Annotated in this window: 16 protein-coding genes; 8 read left to right on the top strand and 8 right to left on the bottom strand. The window is 70.3% G+C overall.

The features are described 5' to 3' along the window. The first annotated feature begins 35 nt into the window (after nt 1–35). The 5 genes from ABB07_RS29110 to ABB07_RS29090 all read left to right on the top strand — a co-directional run bounded on the left by ABB07_RS29110 (nt 36) and on the right by ABB07_RS29090 (nt 4278). Nucleotides 36–722, top strand: coding sequence for a maleylpyruvate isomerase family mycothiol-dependent enzyme (locus tag ABB07_RS29110; protein WP_208901490.1), 687 nt, complete (start codon nt 36–38; stop codon nt 720–722). Between the two features lie 44 nt (nt 723–766). Further along, nucleotides 767–1423 carry an MBL fold metallo-hydrolase gene (locus tag ABB07_RS29105; protein ID WP_208901489.1) on the top strand — a complete coding sequence of 219 codons (657 nt, stop codon included), beginning with the start codon at nt 767–769 and terminating at the stop codon, nt 1421–1423. A 316-nt stretch (nt 1424–1739) separates the two neighbouring features. Then, nucleotides 1740–2624: an ABC transporter substrate-binding protein gene (locus ABB07_RS29100; protein WP_208901488.1), complete on the top strand. Its 885-nt coding sequence runs from the start codon at nt 1740–1742 to the stop codon at nt 2622–2624. After that, nucleotides 2621–3523 carry an amino acid ABC transporter permease gene (locus ABB07_RS29095; protein WP_208901487.1) on the top strand — a complete coding sequence of 301 codons (903 nt, stop codon included), beginning with the start codon at nt 2621–2623 and terminating at the stop codon, nt 3521–3523. Before ABB07_RS29100 ends, ABB07_RS29095 begins: the two co-directional genes overlap by 4 nt. Beyond that, a complete protein-coding gene (locus tag ABB07_RS29090; protein ID WP_208901486.1) occupies nt 3520–4278 on the top strand; it encodes an amino acid ABC transporter ATP-binding protein in 759 nt (252 codons plus the stop codon). The genes ABB07_RS29095 and ABB07_RS29090 overlap by 4 nt, the downstream gene beginning before the upstream one ends. A gap of 10 nt (nt 4279–4288) precedes the next feature. Here the strand turns inward: ABB07_RS29090 and aroQ are convergent, their stop codons facing one another. Beyond that, on the bottom strand, nt 4289–4762 hold the full coding sequence (gene aroQ / locus ABB07_RS29085; RefSeq protein WP_208903671.1) for a type II 3-dehydroquinate dehydratase: 474 nt from the start codon (nt 4760–4762) through the stop codon (nt 4289–4291). 206 nt (nt 4763–4968) lie between these two features. Between aroQ and ABB07_RS29080 the strand changes: the two genes are divergently transcribed. After that, nucleotides 4969–6240 carry an MFS transporter gene (locus tag ABB07_RS29080; protein ID WP_208903670.1) on the top strand — a complete coding sequence of 424 codons (1272 nt, stop codon included), beginning with the start codon at nt 4969–4971 and terminating at the stop codon, nt 6238–6240. Between the two features lie 81 nt (nt 6241–6321). Here the strand turns inward: ABB07_RS29080 and ABB07_RS29075 are convergent, their stop codons facing one another. From ABB07_RS29075 to ABB07_RS29050, 6 genes are all read right to left on the bottom strand, one after another. Continuing rightward, nucleotides 6322–7422: a calcium:cation antiporter gene (locus ABB07_RS29075; protein ID WP_208901485.1), complete on the bottom strand. Its 1101-nt coding sequence runs from the start codon at nt 7420–7422 to the stop codon at nt 6322–6324. A 112-nt stretch (nt 7423–7534) separates the two neighbouring features. Continuing rightward, complete coding sequence (locus ABB07_RS29070; RefSeq protein WP_208901484.1) at nt 7535–8536, bottom strand: TerC/Alx family metal homeostasis membrane protein; 1002 nt, start codon at nt 8534–8536, stop codon at nt 7535–7537. 222 nt (nt 8537–8758) lie between these two features. Further along, complete coding sequence (locus ABB07_RS29065) at nt 8759–10909, bottom strand: TerD family protein (RefSeq protein WP_208901483.1); 2151 nt, start codon at nt 10907–10909, stop codon at nt 8759–8761. Between the two features lie 62 nt (nt 10910–10971). After that, a complete protein-coding gene (locus ABB07_RS29060) occupies nt 10972–11550 on the bottom strand; it encodes a TerD family protein (protein ID WP_208901482.1) in 579 nt (192 codons plus the stop codon). 156 nt (nt 11551–11706) lie between these two features. Then, the gene (gene uvrB, locus ABB07_RS29055) at nt 11707–13845 is read right to left on the bottom strand and encodes an excinuclease ABC subunit UvrB (protein WP_208901481.1); all 2139 of its coding nucleotides are present in this window, start codon (nt 13843–13845) and stop codon (nt 11707–11709) included. Between the two features lie 40 nt (nt 13846–13885). Beyond that, nucleotides 13886–14752, bottom strand: coding sequence for an MHYT domain-containing protein (locus ABB07_RS29050; protein WP_208901480.1), 867 nt, complete (start codon nt 14750–14752; stop codon nt 13886–13888). A gap of 280 nt (nt 14753–15032) precedes the next feature. Between ABB07_RS29050 and ABB07_RS29045 the strand changes: the two genes are divergently transcribed. Together ABB07_RS29045 and ABB07_RS29040 are read left to right on the top strand one after the other, a co-directional pair. After that, entirely contained in the window at nt 15033–15902 is an 870-nt protein-coding gene (locus ABB07_RS29045; protein WP_208901479.1) for a glycerophosphodiester phosphodiesterase, read from the top strand. 41 nt (nt 15903–15943) lie between these two features. Further along, nucleotides 15944–16498, top strand: coding sequence for a methylated-DNA--[protein]-cysteine S-methyltransferase (locus tag ABB07_RS29040; protein ID WP_208901478.1), 555 nt, complete (start codon nt 15944–15946; stop codon nt 16496–16498). Nucleotides 16499–16605: 107 nt separating this feature from the next. On the opposite strand, the gene ABB07_RS29035 is transcribed toward ABB07_RS29040, so the two are convergent. Further along, the gene (locus tag ABB07_RS29035; RefSeq protein WP_208901477.1) at nt 16606–17037 is read right to left on the bottom strand and encodes a VOC family protein; all 432 of its coding nucleotides are present in this window, start codon (nt 17035–17037) and stop codon (nt 16606–16608) included. Between the last annotated feature and the right edge of the window lie 89 nt (nt 17038–17126).

Raw genomic sequence — 17126 nt, 5'->3', positions numbered from 1 at the left:
TCACCCAAAGGAGTGGCGGGGCTAGTGTCAGGCCCATGATTGATCACGCCCATGACCTGGCCTGTGTACAGGACGCGACCGAACGGCTCCTCAGCGCCGTCGCCGAACTGGACAACGCATCGCTCGCCGAGCCGTCACGGCTTCCGGGATGGACCCGCGGGCACGTCCTCGCCCACCTCGCCCGCAACGCGGACGCGCTCGTGAACGTTCTCGAGGGCCGGCCCATGTATGTGAGCGCCGAAGCCCGGGACGCCGACATCGAGCGTGACGCCCCGCGCCCCCTCGGCGAACAGCTCGCCGATCTGCGGGAGAGCGCGGCCCGCTTCCAGGCGGCGGGGGACGCGCCGGCGGACTGGTCGCGCACGGTCGAGCTGCGCAACGGGGTCACCGACTCGGCGGCCCAGGTGCCGTTCCGGCGGTGGGCCGAGGTGGAGCTGCACCATGTCGACCTCGGCATCGGATACGAGCTGGAGGATCTTCCGGCCGAGTTCACGGACCGCGAGATCGACTTCCTGGCGCAGCGCTTCACCGGCCACAAGGAGGTGCCGTCGATCAGTCTGACCGGCGGCAACGGCCGGATCTGGACCACCGGCGGCGGCGCGGAGGGCGGCCCCGTCGAGGTCGAGGGCGCGGCCGCCGACCTGCTGGGCTGGCTCGCCGGGCGGCGCGACGGCTCCGGCCTGTCCACGAAGGGCACGCTGCCCGAGCTGCCTCCGTTGTAGTCCGCTGCGGTCCGCGGGCCCTCCCCCGCTATAGGCTGATCACCATGACGTACACCGGAGAGGTCAGGGTCGGCGGACCTGCGGATGTGCACGAGCTGAAAGACCTGATGATCACGAAGATCGCGGTCGGCCCGATGGACAACAACGCCTATCTGCTGCGCTGCCGGGCCACCGACGAACAGCTTCTGATCGACGCCGCCAACGAGGCGCAGACGCTTCTCGGCATGATCGGTGACGACGGCATCGCGTCCGTCGTCACCACGCATCAGCACGGCGACCACTGGCAGGCGCTCGCCGAGGTCGTCGCGGCCACGGGCGCGCGTACGTACGCCGGCCGCGAGGACGCCCCTGGCATCCCCGTGCCCACGGACGTCCTGGTGGACGACGGCGACGTGATCAGGGTGGGCCAGGTGGAGCTCACCGCGCGGCACCTCGTCGGGCACACCCCGGGTTCGATCGCGCTGGTCTACGACGATCCGCACGGCCACCCGCACGTGTTCACCGGCGACTGCCTCTTCCCGGGCGGCGTCGGCAACACGCGCAAGAACGCGAAGGCCTTCGCCAGCCTGATCCACGACGTGGAGACGAAGATCTTCGACGTGCTGCCCGATGAGACCTGGGTCTACCCCGGGCACGGCAACGACACGACCCTGGGTGCGGAGCGGCCGCATCTTCCGGAGTGGCACGCGCGCGGGTGGTGAGCCCCGGGCGCTTTCCACTCCTGAGCGCGGGGCACACTTCTCGCTGCGCGCGCCCCGTGTGAACGTTTCACACACGCCGGGGGCGCGTGCGCGCTCCCCGCGCGCCCTTTCACGCGGTCAACTGATGGCAACTCCGCAGAGGATGACGGTTCCTCTGCGGCAGGGCCGCCGGTCTCCCACCCCGCCCTCGACCGGCGGCCCAGGCCGCGACTCGCGCCCTGAGGGATGTTCACATTCCCGCAACACCCGCTCCCACTATGCGGACAGTTATGGTCGTGACCTGGACAAACGCGGGGTTCGCTGCCAATCTCCCGCCATGTACCCAGCCCCTCGCCTCCTGCGCCGTGCGGCAGCCGCCGCCACCGTAGCCCTGCTCGCCACCGCCGTCGGCTGTGCTCCGCAGCCCGAGAAGAAGGCGTCGGCCGCCTCCTCCGGCTCGGCGGCGCAGACCTGCGCCAAGGGCAAGTTGGCCACCAGGACGTCCGGAAAGCTGACGATCGCGACGGACGAACCGGCGTACGAGCCCTGGTTCAAGGACGACAAGCCCGCCAACGGCAAGGGTTTCGAGTCGGCCGTCGCATACGCCGTGGCCGACCGGCTCGGCTACGGCAAGAACGCCGTGGTCTGGCAGAGCGTGCCGTTCAACAAGGCGTTCGCGCCCGGCGAGAAGACCTTCGACTTCGACATCAACCAGGTGTCGATCAGTGCCGAGCGCAAGAAGGCCGTCGACTTCTCCTCCGGCTACTACGACGTGCGCCAGGCCGTCATCGCGCTGAAGGGCGGCAAGGCCGCCAAGGCGACGAGCATCGCGGACCTGAAGGGCCTCAAGCTGGGCGCCCAGGTGGGCACCACGAGCCTCGACTACATCAGCGACGTGGTGAAGCCGTCGCAGGAGGCGGCCGCGTACTCCAAGAACGACCAGGCCATCTCCGCGCTCAGGAACGGCCAGGTGGACGCGATCGTCACCGACCTGCCGACCGCCTTCTACGTCACCTCGGCCCAGGTGACCAACGCCAGGATCGTCGGCCAGTTCGAGAACCAGGGCGGCACGCCCGAGCAGTTCGGGCTCGTCCTCGACAAGGGCAGCGGCCTCACGTCGTGCGTGACGGCGGCCGTGGACGCCCTGCGCAAGGACGGCACGCTGGCGAAGCTGGAGAAGCAGTGGCTGTCCGACGCCGTCGACGCTCCGGTGCTCAAGTGACGGTCACGAAGGAGGAGTCCGGGGAGGCCTCCGGCGAGGGCGTGCCGCACGACGGGTACGTCCCGTCCGAGCGGCGGCTGGAGCGCGAGCGCCACAAGCGCGCGCGTGCCCGCCGCGCGACCGCGATCGCCGCACTCTCGACCCTGGTCACCGGCGTCGTTCTCTACCTGGTCGTCGTCAACGCGCCCGGCTGGCCGCGCACCGAGGAGACGTTCTTCGACGGGCAGTACGCGCGCGAGGCCTTCCCCAAGGTCCTCCAAGGGCTGTGGCTCAATGTCCGGCTGCTGCTGATCTGCGGCGTGCTGGTGCTCGTCCTGGGCATGCTGATCGCCATCGCCCGCACCCTGCCCGGCCCCGTGTTCTTCCCCCTGCGGGTACTTGCGGCCGCGTACACGGACTTCTTCCGCGGACTGCCACTGATCATCAACCTGCTGATCGTGGTCTTCGGGGTGCCCGCGCTGCGCCTCCAGGGCGTGACCGTCGATCCCGTACTGCTCGGCGGTACGGCGCTGACGCTGACCTACTCCGCCTACGTCGCCGAGGTGTTCCGCGCCGGCATCGAGTCCGTGCACCCCTCGCAGCGCGCCGCGGCCCGCTCGCTGGGCCTGACCAACCGCCAGGCGCTGCGGTACGTGGTGCTCCCCCAGGCCGTACGCCGTCAGGTGCCGCCCCTGCTGAACGACCTCGTGTCCCTGCAGAAGGACACCGGGCTCGTGTCGATCGGCGGCGCGGTCGACGCCGTACGGGCGGCCGACATCATCGCCCAGCGCAGCCTCAACTACACGCCGTACATCGTCGCGGGCCTGGTCTTCGTCGCACTGACCATTCCGATGACCCGCTTCACGGACTGGGTGACGGCCCGCATGGACCGGCAGCGGGCCCAGGGAGGATCGCTATGAGCGACGCAGTCGCGCCCGTGCTGCGCATGGAGTCCGTCCGCAAGACGTTCGGCGGCTCCGTCGTGCTGCGCGACGTCGGCCTGGAGGTCGCCCCGCACACGGTGACCGCGCTGATCGGCGCCTCCGGTTCGGGCAAGTCCACGCTGCTGCGCTGCGCCAACCTCCTGGAGGAGATCGACGACGGCGCGATCTGGCTGGACGGCGAGGAGATCACCGATCCCCGCGTCGACCAGGACGCGGTGCGGCGCCGGATCGGCGTGGTCTTCCAGGCGTACAACCTCTTCCCCCACATGTCGGTGCTGGACAACATCACGCTGGCGCCCCGCAGGGTGCACGGCGTCCCCCGCACGGAGGCCGAGGAACAGGCCAGGGAGCTGCTGGAGCGCCTCGGACTGGCCGTGAAGGCGGATGCCTACCCCGACCGGCTCAGCGGCGGCCAGCAGCAGCGTGTGGCCATCGCACGGGCGCTCGCCGTGCGGCCCCGGCTGTTGCTGCTGGACGAGATCACGGCGGCGCTCGATCCCGAACTCGTGGGCGAGGTGCTGGAGGTGGTCCGGGACCTGAAGGATGACGGCATGACCATGGTGCTGGCGACACATGAGATGGGCTTCGCCCGGGACGTCGCCGACCAAGTTTGTTTTCTGGACGGTGGCGTGGTGTTGGAGCGCGGTACCGCCGAGCAGGTCTTCGGCGAGCCGCAGCAGGAGCGCACGCGGCGCTTCCTGCGGCGGCTCGTGGAGGCAGGCCGGCTGTGAAGCCCCCGGCCTACGCCTCGGCCTGGGCCGCGCCCACCAGGGCGGCGACCCGCTCCACTCCGAACACGTAGCCCTGCACGCCGCATCCGGCGATCACACCGTCGGCGCGCAGCGAGACATAGGAGTGGTGCCGGAACGACTCGCGCTGGTGGATGTTGGAGATGTGGACCTCCAGCACGGGCATGCCGTCACAGGTGTTGAGTGCGTCCAGAATCGCAACCGACGTGTGGGAGTAGGCGCCGGGGTTGATGACGATCCCGCAGTGGTTCAGGCGCGCCTCGTGGATCCAGTCGACCAACTGACCCTCGTGGTTGGACTGCCGGAAGTCCACCGTGCCGCCGTGCGCGGCCGCGGCCTTGGCGCACAGCGCCTCGATGTCGGCCAGGGTGTCCCTGCCATAGATCTCGGGCTGGCGCTGGCCGAGCAGGTTCAGGTTGGGCCCGTTGAGGATCATGATCGGGGCGTTGGCCAGGGTGCGGGGCACGTTTCCTCCGGTCCGTTCGGGCGGTACGTCGACGACCGCCGCTCGCACCCGGTCTATCACGGCGGCCGGAGCGCGACGGGCCACGTGCGCCGGGGTCTCGGCGCACACCACGGCCGCTTCGGTCACCTCCGCGCGCCCCGTAACTCTTGATCACGGTGGGTGGTTGACGCGGCATGCAGCCTGTACGTGCCATGAGCGCCCCTTCGATGCCGAGACTCGCCGCCGCGTCCCTGGCGGGGACCGCGATCGAGTTCTACGACTTCTTCGTCTACGGGACCGCGGCGGCCCTCGTCCTGGGACCGCTGTTCTTCCCGACGTTCTCGCCGGTCGCGGGGACGCTGGCGGCGTTCGTGACGTTCGGGGCGGGGTTCGTGGCCCGGCCGCTGGGCTCGGTGGTGTTCGGGCATCTCGGTGACCGGCATGGACGGCGACCCGTGCTCGTCGTCTCTCTGCTGCTCACGGGCGCCTCGACCGTCGCGGTGGGCTGTGTGCCGTCGTACGGGACGATCGGCGTGGCCGCGCCCCTGTTGCTGCTCGTGCTGCGCTTCCTGCAGGGTCTCGGGCTCGGCGGGGAATGGGGCGGGGCGGTGCTGCTGACCGCCGAGCATGCCCCGGCCGGGCGACGTGCCCTGTGGTCGAGCTTCCCTCAAGTGGGGCCCGCGGTGGGCTTCGTGCTCGCCAACGGGGTGATGCTCGCCCTGTCGGCGGCGCTCTCCGACACGGAGTTCGCGCGGTGGGGCTGGCGCGTGCCGTTCTGGGTCGCCGGTGCGCCGGCGCTCGCCGGGCTGTGGCTGCGCTCGTCGCTCGCCGAGAGCCCCCGGTTCCTGGAAATCGACGACCACGCGCGCGTGCCGCTCGTCGAGGTCGTACGGCATCACGGGCGGCTGGTGCTGCTGACGGCCGGGGCACTGGCCATCGGGTACGCGGTGTTCTACGCGGTGACGACCTGGTCGCTGGCGTATGCGACGGAACGGCTCGGGGTGAGCCGGACGGTGATGCTGAGCTGCGTCATGGCCGCGGTGGTCGTGAAGGGGGCCCTCACGCCCTTGATGGCGCTGCTCGGCGACCGCTACGGTCGGCGGCCGATGTGTCTGACCGGGTGCGCGGCCTGCGTTCTGTGGATGCTCCCGATGGTGGCGCTGTTGGCCACCGGCCGACCGCTGCTGATGTTCCTCGGGATCCTGGGCGCGCTGATCGCCTTCATCACCATGTTCGCGGTCATCGCCGCCTACCTGCCGGAACTCTACGAGACGCGGGTGCGCTGCACGGGTGCCGCGGTGGGCTACAACCTCGGTGGGGTCCTCGGCGGCGCGCTCACCCCGATCGTGGCCACGGCGCTCGCGGAGCGGAGCGGGCGTGTGCCCTGGGCCGTGGGTGTGTATCTGACGGGCATCGGACTGGTCAGCCTGGTGTGCTTCGCGCTGCTTCCGGAGACGCGGCCGGTGCCCGTGCCGGCCGTGGAACCGGCGACGGGCTGACCGCCCTGGACCTGACGACCCCGGGACCTGACGACAGTGACGGCCACCAGCCTCCTTCTGAAGGAGCGGCCGGGCGCGCGGCTACGGGTTGATGGCCAGCTCCAGGTAGGCCGCGAAGAGCACCAGGTGGACACCGCCCTGCAGGGGGGTGGCCCGTCCCGGCACCACTGTCAGGGAGCTGACCACGACGGTCAGCGCGAGCAGCAGCATGTGCGTGGAGCCGAGGCCGAGGACGAGCGGTCCGGACAGCCAGACGGAGGCGAGGGCGACGGCCGGGATGGTCAGGCCGATGCTGGCCATGGCCGAGCCGAGTGCGAGGTTGAGGCTGGTCTGCACCCGGTCACGGCGTGCGGCGCGCAGCGCGGAGATCGTCTCCGGCAGCAGGACCAGCAGGGCGATGATCACACCGACGACGGCTTGATGAAGGCCGGCCGCCTTCACACCCGACTCGATGGTGGGCGACACGCCCTTGGCCAGGCCGACCACGCCGATCAGGGCCAGGCCGAGCAGACCGAGGCTGGTCCAGGCGGTGCGCGCGGACGGGGGCGGGGCGTGATGGTCGGCGGCGATGACCTCGCCCTGCCGGGTGATCGGCAGGAAGTAGTCGCGGTGGCGCACGGTCTGGGTGGCCACGAACAGCCCGTACAGGATCAGTGAGGACAGCGCGGCGAAGGTCAGCTGCACCGAGGAGAACTCGGGTCCGGGCTTGCTGGTGGTGAAGGTCGGCAGCACCAGGCTGAGGGTGGCGAGCGTCGCGACGGTCGCCAGCGCCGCGCCGGTGCCCTCGGGGTTGAAGACCGCGGTGCCGTGCCGCAGGGAGGCGACGAGCAGACAGAGCCCGACGATGCCGTTGCAGGTGATCATCACGGCGGCGAAGACGGTGTCCCTGGCCAGGGTGGAGCTCTTGGCGCCGCCGTCGGCCATGAGGGTGACGATCAGGGCCACCTCGATGATCGTGACGGCGAGGGCGAGCACCAGGGAGCCGAAGGGCTCGCCGACGCGGTGGGCGACGACCTCGGCGTGGTGGACGGCCGCCAGGACGGAGGCGGCGAGCACCAGGGTGACCAGGGCGACGACCGCGCCCGGCAGGTGACGGCCCCAGGTGAAGACCAGGAGGACGACCGCGAGGACGGGCACGAAGATCGTCCATTGCCAGGTGAGCGCCCCGAGCCGAGTGATCATGCCGCGATGGTCGCAGAGACGTACAGGATTCGCATTTCGTTCAGTTCCGGAATTTCTCGTCTCCTTTCCGATGCTTCCGTTCCCGCACCGACCGTGGCCGCCACAGGTCCGGTCAGGCGTCGATGCTGTCCTTCGCAGCGGCTTCGCCGCCGGCGTGCGCCGCCTCGGCGGCGGCCTGCTTCCTGGTGGCCATCAGACTGGTGACGGTCGTGACGACCAGGACCGCGCAGATCACGCCGAGCGAGAGCGGGATGCTGATCTCGGGGACGTGGACGCCGGACTCGTGCAGCGCGTGCAGCACCAGCTTGACGCCGATGAAGCCGAGGATGATCGACAGGCCGTACGAGAGGTGGACCAGCTTCTTCAGCAGGCCGCCGATGAGGAAGTACAGCTGCCGCAGCCCCATGAGGGCGAAGGCGTTGGCGGTGAAGACGATGTACGGGTCCTGGGTCAGACCGAAGATCGCGGGTATGGAGTCCAGGGCGAACAGGACGTCCGTGGTGCCGATGGCGAGCATCACGACCAGCATCGGCGTCATGACCCGCTTGCCGTTCTGCCGTATCCACAGCCTGGTGCCGTGGTACCGGTCCGCGACACCGAACTTGCGCTCCGCGGCCTTCAGCAGCTTGTTCTCCTCGTACTCCTCGTCCTCCTCGTCCGTGCGGGCTTCCTGGATGAGCTTCCAGGCGGTCCAGATCAGGAAGGCACCGAAGAGGTAGAAGACCCAGGAGAAGCTGGCAATGATCGCGGCTCCCGCGGCGATGAAGACGGCCCGCAGGACCAGCGCTATGAGCACGCCGACAAGAAGGACGCGCTGCTGGTACCGCGTGGGCACCGCGAACTTCGCCATGATCAGGACGAAGACGAAGAGGTTGTCGACGCTCAGTGACTTCTCGGTGATGAACCCCGCGAAGAACTCGCCGGCCGGCTGTCCGCCGCCGAAGACGAGAAGACCAAGGCCGAACAGCCCGGCCAGGGCGATCCAGACGACGGTCCAGATGCCGGCTTCCTTGATCGACACCTCATGGGGCTTGCGCCCGATGAAGAAGTCGACCGCGATCAGTGCGGCGAGACCCACGATGGTGAGGACCCACAGGGTCATGGAGACTTCCACTGCACCTCCGGCATTACGTCACGGCAAACACGTCAGCGTCGTCGCTGCCGGAGGTCTCTTCCACCCGCGCCGGGCCGGCGCCCCGGGACCGGAACCGGTCCGTACTGACGGGTGCGCCGCAGTCAGGGAGTACTCCCCTCCGTACGGAAGACAGTACCCAATCACCAAGCGAAGGTAAAGAGAAAAGTAAAATAAAGACCAAGATGCCTGGTCAGCGGCACTTTAACTGCGCTTGGTCAGGGCTCGCGCCACCTCGGTGAGCACCTGGTGCACGATCTGGCTCCCGGTCGGCACCAGCGACGGTTCGTAGGTCCAGGCATGACCCACCCAGGGATCGGCGAAGTGATCGTCGGGTACAGGCGTGAGTCGCATCAGCGAACGCCACAGCGGATCGAGCAGGGGGCCGTAGGCGGCGGCGTCCTCGCGGTCGGCCACCAGCAGGAGGTGCACGCCGACGCCCGGCCCCTCATCGGCGAGATAGCGCAGCCGGGTCACCGCCCGCTCGTCGAAGCCGTGCGGGAAGTCGTTGACGATCAGCAGCTGACGCGCGGTGTCTACGTCCGCCGGCAGCGATTCGGGCGCGCCGCCGCGCAGCGCCATCTGCACCAGGTCGACCCGCCGGGTGAGCCGCTCCAGCAGCTCCGTCACACCGGCCGCACCGGTCGCGGGAGGCGCGGCGAGCACGCCGGTCCGCGTGAGCGGGGCGAACGCCGCCGCCCCGGTGCCGGCCGGGTCGATGACCTGCACGGCGAAGTCCCCCGCCGGATGCACGGCGAGCAGCCGCGCCGCGAGCGCCACGGCCGCCTCCATGGCCAGGCGCCGCAGCTCGGCGGCGTCCGCGTCCGGGAAGCCGCCGGACGCCACGGGGCCGCTGTCGAGCCACAGGCCGCGTTCCAACGGCAGCCTGACCAGCAGAGGGATGCGCAGCGACAGGCTCTCGGGCAGACGGAGGTCGCCGAGGCGCAGCGCCATCGGCGGCTCGGCCGGCACGCGATAGCCGTGCCAGACGGGGTTGTCCCAGCGTGCGCAGGCCGGCGGAAGCGCGGGCTCGACCACCTCGGACTCGGCGGTGAGCTGCGCGATGTCACGGTCGAGGACCGCACGCGCCTGGTCCACCAGCTGCGCGCGGCGGGCGTGGGCCGCCGCACGCGCGGCGTCGCCCGCGGTGCCGAGTCTGCCGCGGGGGTCGGTGAGTACCTGGTCGAGCTCCTTCTCCAGGCGGGAGTCGGCGAAGTCGACGGCGCTGCGGTACGCGGCGGTCGTGCGGGCCAGGTCCTCGAACATGCCCCAGACCTGGTTGTACAGCCGCTCCTCCATCGACCAGCCCACGGCATCGCCCGCGACGGGCTGCGCCGGCCGGCCGTCGTCGGCAGGGGGAGCCGCCGGGAGCGGTGTCCCGTGCGCGCGACGGCCGGGGTGCGTGTAGTCGACCCGGGTGCCGCGGTCTCGCGGGGCCGTGCCGGACGTCTGGGTGCCGTGCGGGTTCTCCGCTTCGTACGGCGTCGTCGGCTCCGGCTGCCCCGGGGCGCAGGCGGGCGTCGGCCCGGACGTCCCGGTCGCAGCGGTGTCCCGGGGCTCGGGCGCGTCGGTGTCGTACGGCCCTGCAGCCGGGGTGACGCGCGTGGCGGAGGCAGACGGCTCGGGCTGTGGGGCCGGGCAGGTGTCCTGCGGCGCGCGGGCCGGAGTCTCGTGCGCCGACGGAGCGGAGGCCGGGGCCGGCACTGGGCCGGACGGACCGTGCGCGGCCGCCTCACTGTGCGCCACCGCCTCACCAGCCGCCACCGCCTCGCCATGCGCCGCCACCTCGCCGACGGCCGTCGCCGCCTCGCCGTGCGCCGCCGCATGGGCGGCGGTCGCGACATCGGCGGCCTCGCGCAGGCCCTGGTCGGCGAGGAGTGCGATGAGCCCGGCCGCGTAGCCCTGGCCCACGGCACGCACCTTCCAGGCGCCCTGTCTGCGGTACAGCTCCAGGGCGAGCACGGCCGTCTCGCGGTCCAGGCCGGTGAGGGTGTAGCAGGCGAGTTCGGTGCCGTCGAGGCTCTCGACCGTCGCGTGCGGGGCGGCGACGGCACCGAACCGGAGCGGTGCACCGGGCCCGGTGGGCAGGGCGAGGAAGACGTCGACACGGTGGACGGCCTCGGGCAGGGCGTCCAGATCGACGACGAGCCGGTGTTCGGTCGCGGCCTTCCGAGGCACCTCGACACCGGACAGGGCGGGCGCGCCGGGGTGGGCCACCCACGGCGGGCCGTGCACCGTACCGTTCTCGTCGCCGAGCGTGGCTCCGGCCAGGACCGGCACCCCGGCCGAGATCCGGATCGTCAGCCGGACCTGGGACAGCGGGTGGTTCTGCCCCCGCACCAGCTCGGCCGTCATCGCCGTCGCCCCCCGTGTCGTTGTCGTTCTCTCCGTACGCCCTGCCGGTCGAGCAGGCGGTCCTACAGGTGCTGCTGGATCGCCGGCATCAGGTCCTGGAACGTACGGCCGCGAGCCGGGGCGCCCAGCGCGGTCATCGTCCAGCCCGAGCCCGCGCGGTGCACCTTCGCCATGATCTGGGCGGTGTAGTCGCCGCCGCCGTCCAGCGTGTAGCGGGCCAGTTCCTGGCCGTTGGTCTCGTCCACCAGACGGCAGAACGCGTTCTGCACCTCCTGGAAGGTCTGGCCCGTGAAGGAGTTCACGGTGAAGACGATCTGGTCGACGTGGACCGGAACGCGCTGCAGGTCCACGAGGATCGCCTCGTCGTCACCGCCCTGTCCGGCGCCGCCGACGAGGTTGTCACCGGTGTGGCGGACGGAACCGTCGTCGCTCACCAGGTGGCGGAAGAAGACGACATCGACCGGCTGGTTCTCGGCGAAGAGAACGGCCGACGCGTCCAGGTCGATCTCGCGCGTGCGGGAGCCGAACAGGCCGCGCCGCTTCGCCGCCTGCCATCCGAGCCCCATACGGACCGCGGTCAGGGTGCCCCCGTCCTTCTTCTCCAGGCTGATGGCCTGACCCTTGCTCAAGTTGACGGACACCGCTGAATCCCCTCTCGAAGGTCCCCTGTTGCCGCGCAACGCGCGGTTGTCCAGAACCCTACGCAGGGGCACCGACAGTGCCGAACCCCGGCCCGCGCTTTGTGTCGGTGTTGCAACACTTGGCGCATATACCGAGGTCCGGCACGGTGGCGGGACTCAGGCGAGACCGGCTTCCCGCATCTGGCGCAGCTCCTTCTTCATCTCCGAGACCTCGTCACGCAGCCGGGCCGCGATCTCGAACTGCAGCTCCGCCGCGGCGGCGCGCATGCGCTCGGTCATCTCCTCGATCTGCTCGGCCAGTTCGGCCGCGGGGCGGTCCGTGGGAACCGTGGCCACCGCCTTGCCCTTGGCGGCCTTCCCGGCCTTGGCCGCCTTGTCGCCCAGCGCCGGGACTGGCGCCTTGGCGCCCTTGCCGTCCTTGGACTTGCGGTAGCCGGTGCCGAGCAGCTGCTCGGTGTCGACCTCCTCGCGGGCGATCTGCGCGACGATGTCGTTGATCTTCTTGCGCAGCGGCTGCGGGTCGATGCCGTTGGCCTTGTTGTAGGCGATCTGCTTCTCCCGGCGGCGGTTGGTCTCCTCGATGGCCTTCTCCATCGCCGGGGTGATCTTGTCGGCGTACATGTGGACCTGGCCGGAGACATTGCGCGCCGCGCGGCCGATGGTCTGGATCAGCGAGGTGCCCGAGCGCAGGAAGCCCTCCTTGTCGGCGTCGAGGATCGCCACCAGGGACACCTCGGGCAGGTCGAGGCCCTCACGGAGGAGGTTGATGCCGACCAGGACGTCGTACTCGCCGGAGCGCAGCTCGCGCAGCAGCTCGACGCGGCGCAGGGTGTCGACGTCGCTGTGCAGATAGCGCACCTGGATGCCGAGTTCCAGGAAGTAGTCGGTGAGGTCCTCGGCCATCTTCTTGGTGAGCGTGGTGACCAGGACGCGCTCGTCCTTCTCGGTGCGCTTGCGGATCTCGTGCACCAGGTCGTCGATCTGGCCCTCGGTGGGCTTGACCACGACCTCCGGGTCGACCAGGCCGGTGGGGCGGATGATCTGCTCGACGACGCCGTCGGAGCGGGACAGCTCGTAGGTGCCCGGGGTCGCCGACAGATAGACGGTCTGGCCGATGCGCTCCTGGAACTCCTCCCACTTCAGGGGACGGTTGTCCAGCGCGGAGGGCAGGCGGAAGCCGTGCTCCACGAGGGTGCGCTTGCGGGAGGCGTCGCCCTCGTACATCGCGCCGATCTGCGGGACGGTGACATGCGACTCGTCGATGACGAGCAGGAAGTCGTCCGGGAAGTAGTCCAGCAGGGTGTTGGGCGGCGAGCCGGGTGAGCGGCCGTCGAAGTGCATCGAGTAGTTCTCCACGCCGGAGCAGGTGCCGATCTGGCGGAGCATCTCGATGTCGTACGTGGTGCGCATCCGCAGGCGCTGGGCCTCCAGGAGCTTGCCCTGCTTCTCCAGCTCGGCCAGGCGCTCCCCCAGCTCCTTCTCGATGTCGTTGACGGCCCGCTCCATGCGCTCGGGGCCGGCGACGTAGTGCGAGGCCGGGAAGACGTACAGCTGCTGGTCGTCGCTGATGATCTCGCCGGTCAGCGGGTGCAGCGTGGACAGCGCCTCGATCTCGTCGCCGAACATCTCGATGCGGACGGCCAGCTCCTCGTAGACCGGGAAGATCTCGATGGTGTCGCCGCGGACCCGGAAGGTGCCGCGTGCGAAGGCCATGTCGTTGCGCGTGTACTGGATGTCGACGAAGCGGCGGAGCAGTTCGTCCCGGTCGATCTCGTCGCCGACCCTGAGGGGGACCATCCGGTCCACGTACTCCTGCGGAGTACCGAGGCCGTAGATGCAGGACACCGAGGCGACCACGACGACGTCACGACGGGTGAGCAGCGAGTTCGTCGCCGAGTGACGCAGCCGCTCGACCTCCTCGTTGATCGAGGAGTCCTTCTCGATGTAGGTGTCCGACTGCGGGACGTAGGCCTCGGGCTGGTAGTAGTCGTAGTACGAGACGAAGTATTCGACCGCGTTGTTCGGCAGGAGCTCGCGGAACTCGTTCGCCAGCTGGGCGGCCAGCGTCTTGTTCGGCGCCATCACCAGGGTGGGGCGCTGGAGCTTCTCGATCATCCACGCCGTGGTGGCGGACTTGCCGGTGCCGGTCGCGCCCAGCAGGACGACGTCCTTCTCACCGGACTGGATGCGCTTGGCCAGGTCGGCGATGGCCGTCGGCTGGTCACCGCTGGGCTGGTAGGAGCTGACGACCTCGAAGGGCGCCACCGTGCGTTCGATGTGGGAAACGGGCCGCATGTCATCCACCGTACGACCCCGCACTGACAACGGGTCCCGATCAGCGGTTCTGCGGAGTCCGGGAGACGGGGCGCCCCGGCCGGTGCCCATGGTGGAGGGCGGGACGCCGGGGCGGGTGGGAGGCGACGGCCGAGGCCGGGACACCCGGTTTGTGCTCGACGGGCCCGGAAGCCGGCCGGCCCATGATCATCAGCGGGTCGAAGACCACCACGACTCCCGCGAGGAGCAGGAAGGCGAGCGGGCCGATCAGCATGGGCGCGAGCACGGACGGCTCGGGCGCGCCTCCGCCGGTGTGGGCGGTGCCGTCGAGGTGGACGCCGAGGGCGGCCATACCGGTGTAGTGCATGCCGCTGACCGCGAGCCCCATGACGAGGCTCGCTCCGACGCTCCACATGAAGCCCCGGACGCGTCCGGCGGCCCACAGCGCCGCGGTGGCGGCCACGACCGCTATGACGACGGAGGCGGCGACGGTGAGCGTGTTGTAGGTGAACCGCCCGTGGAAGCGCACGCCGGCCATGCCGAGGTAGTGCATCGAGGCGACGCCCAGACCGGTGATCGTGCCGCCGGTGAACAGCGCGGTGCCGGTGGCGCCCCGGTATCCGACGATGAAGATCCCGACGCCGACCATGACGATGGCGAGGCCGAGGCTCGCATAGGTGATCGGCTTGTCGTAGTGGATCGGCGTCTCCTTGACGGTGAAGCCCATCATGGCGACGAAGTGCATGGTCCAGATGCCGGAGCCGATCGCGGCCGAGCCGAGGGCCAGCCAGGCGGGCCGCCGGGAGTGCGTGACCAGCAGGGACCGGGTGGTGCAGCGCAGGCCGAGGGCGCCGCCGAGGCAGGCCATCAGGTAGGCCACCACCGGGGTGACGGCCCCGTAGCTGAATCCGTCGACCGTGCCTTGCATCCGCGGCTGCCCTTCCGCCCTCTTGCGCCCTGGAATCCCTCGAAATGTTCCCCCGCCCAGGACCGCCTGGGCGGTCAGGGTTGTCGCAGAGAGTATGACCCCCACCGGAATGGTCGAACGATTTTCCGGCAAAGAAACACGGCCTTGCCGCAGTTGTGGGGCACCGGTGAGCGGCCTCGGGACAGATCCATTCAGTCTGTGGCTTTCGTGCGCCGAGTGGCGGTGACTTTCTGCTGTCAATCTGGTTGCTGTCCGTGATCGCCAGATGCGAGGAGTCTGCATGCACGCGCGCGTAGTTGCCACCACCGCCGCCGCGGTCCTGGGCACGGCGGCCCTGCTGGCCCCCGGCTCCGATGCCCGGGCCGGCGTCGTCCGCGAGCCGACGGTGATCGCCCACCGGGGCGCCTCCGCCTATGCCCCCGAGAACACGCTGGCCTCGATCGACAAGGCGGCGCGGCTGGGCTTCTCCTGGGTCGAGAACGACGTCCAGCGCACCAAGGACGGCGAGCTGGTTGTCATCCACGACGACAGTCTGCAGCGCACCACGAACGTCGAGCAGGTCTTCCCCGGCCGGGCGCCGTGGAAGGTGAAGGACTTCACCGCGGCCGAGATCGCCCGGCTGGACGCGGGCAGCTGGTACTCCCCCGCCTACGCGGGCACGCGCGTGCCGACGCTGAAGCAGTACATGCGCCGGATCGAGCACAACCACGAGAAGCTGCTCCTGGAGATCAAGAACCCCGAGCTGTATCCGGGCATCGAGCAGCAGACCCTGAAGCTCCTCGGGAACGAGGGCTGGCTGGACCAGAAACACCTGAACCGGCTGGTCGTGCAGAGCTTCAGCGCCGACAGCATCCGGACCGTGCACCAGCTGAAGCCCGCGATCACCACCGGCTATCTCGGCTCGCCCACCGCGACGCAGCTGCACCAGTACGCGCGCTTCACCGATCTCGTCAACCCCTCGTACGCCTCGCTCTCCACGGCGTACGTCACGGCCGTGCACGCCGTGGACGGGCCGCACGGCAGGCCGCTCAGAGTGTTCGCCTGGACGGTGAACGACGCGTCCACCGCGTGCAAGGTCGCGGGCTACGGCGTCGACGGGATCATCACCAACAAGCCCGACGTGGTGCGGGCGGCACTCGGCTCGCACTGAGTGCGCAGGGCGTTGTCAGTGGCGGGCCGTACCGTGGGCGCATGGACAGCCATGGGCAGGATGAGCAGCGGGTCGTATGGACCGTGGTGGGCACGGGCATCGGGCCGCTGATGCTGGCGGCGACCCGTGACGGCCTGGTCAACGTCGTCTTCCACGCCACGGACGCGGTGCGCGAGCGCGCCCTGGAGCGTCTGTCGGCCCGGCTGGGCGCCGCAGCCGTGGAGGACCCGCACTCGCCGCTGCTGGCGGAGGCGATACGCCAGCTGCGGGCCTACTTCGCGGGCGAGCGGCACGACTTCGACCTGCCGCTGGACTGGTCGCTGATCTCCGGTTTCAACCGGCAGGTGCTGCGCGAGCTGGCGACCGGTGTGCCGTACGGCACGGTGGTGGGGTACGGCGATCTCGCCGGGCGCGTCGGGCAGCCCGGCGGGGCGCAGGCGGTCGGCGCGGCCATGGGTGCCAATCCGCTGCCGGTCGTCGTTCCGTGTCACCGGGTGGTGGAGAGCGACGGCGGGATAGGCGGCTTCGGGGGCGGGCTGGAGACCAAGCGGAAGCTGCTGGCCCTTGAGGGGGTCCTGCCCGAGCCGCTGTTCTGACCCGGCGCGGCTGCCCGTGATCCGGCCGGCGCCGGCCACCCGTGTCCGATCGGTCCCGGCCGCCCGTGTCCGATCGGTCCCGGCCGCCCGTGTCCGGCCGGGACCGGCTACGCGTCGTAGTGCCGGGCCTCGAAGACGTTGCCGTCAGGGTCGCGGAAGTAGAAGCTGCGCGTGGCGTTGCCGCGGGCGCCGGAAAGGTCGTGATCGATGCCGGACACGGCGACGCCGCGTTCCTCCAGGCGGGCGCGCAGGGCGTCGAAGTCGTCGGCCGGCAGGGACAGGCAGATGTGGTTGACGGGATGGCCCGCGCTCTCGGCCGCACCGGGCAGCATCTTCATGCGGGCGGCCATGGTGAGCGGAGCGAGGTCGAGGATGGTCTCCTCGTTGACGCGCACCGAGGGGAAGGCCACCTCTCCCCCGGCGAACTCGGCGACCCTGATCGGCTCCAGACCGACGGCCTCGCGGTAGAAGCCGGCCGCCGCCACGGGATCGGCCACCCACAGGACGACGTGGTCGAGACGCGTGCTGTTCCTGGTCATGGGCCCCAGGCTGGTGGCGTCCCCCACAGTCCGCAAGCGGACCGGCCGCAGGCGTTTAACGGCGGCCTGGGCCCGCCAGAGATGAGGAA

Origin of the sequence: Streptomyces incarnatus (genome assembly GCF_001027185.1) — a bacterium.
Lineage (GTDB): Bacteria > Actinomycetota > Actinomycetes > Streptomycetales > Streptomycetaceae > Streptomyces > Streptomyces puniciscabiei.
This window is presented reverse-complemented; position numbering and strand designations above follow the sequence as displayed.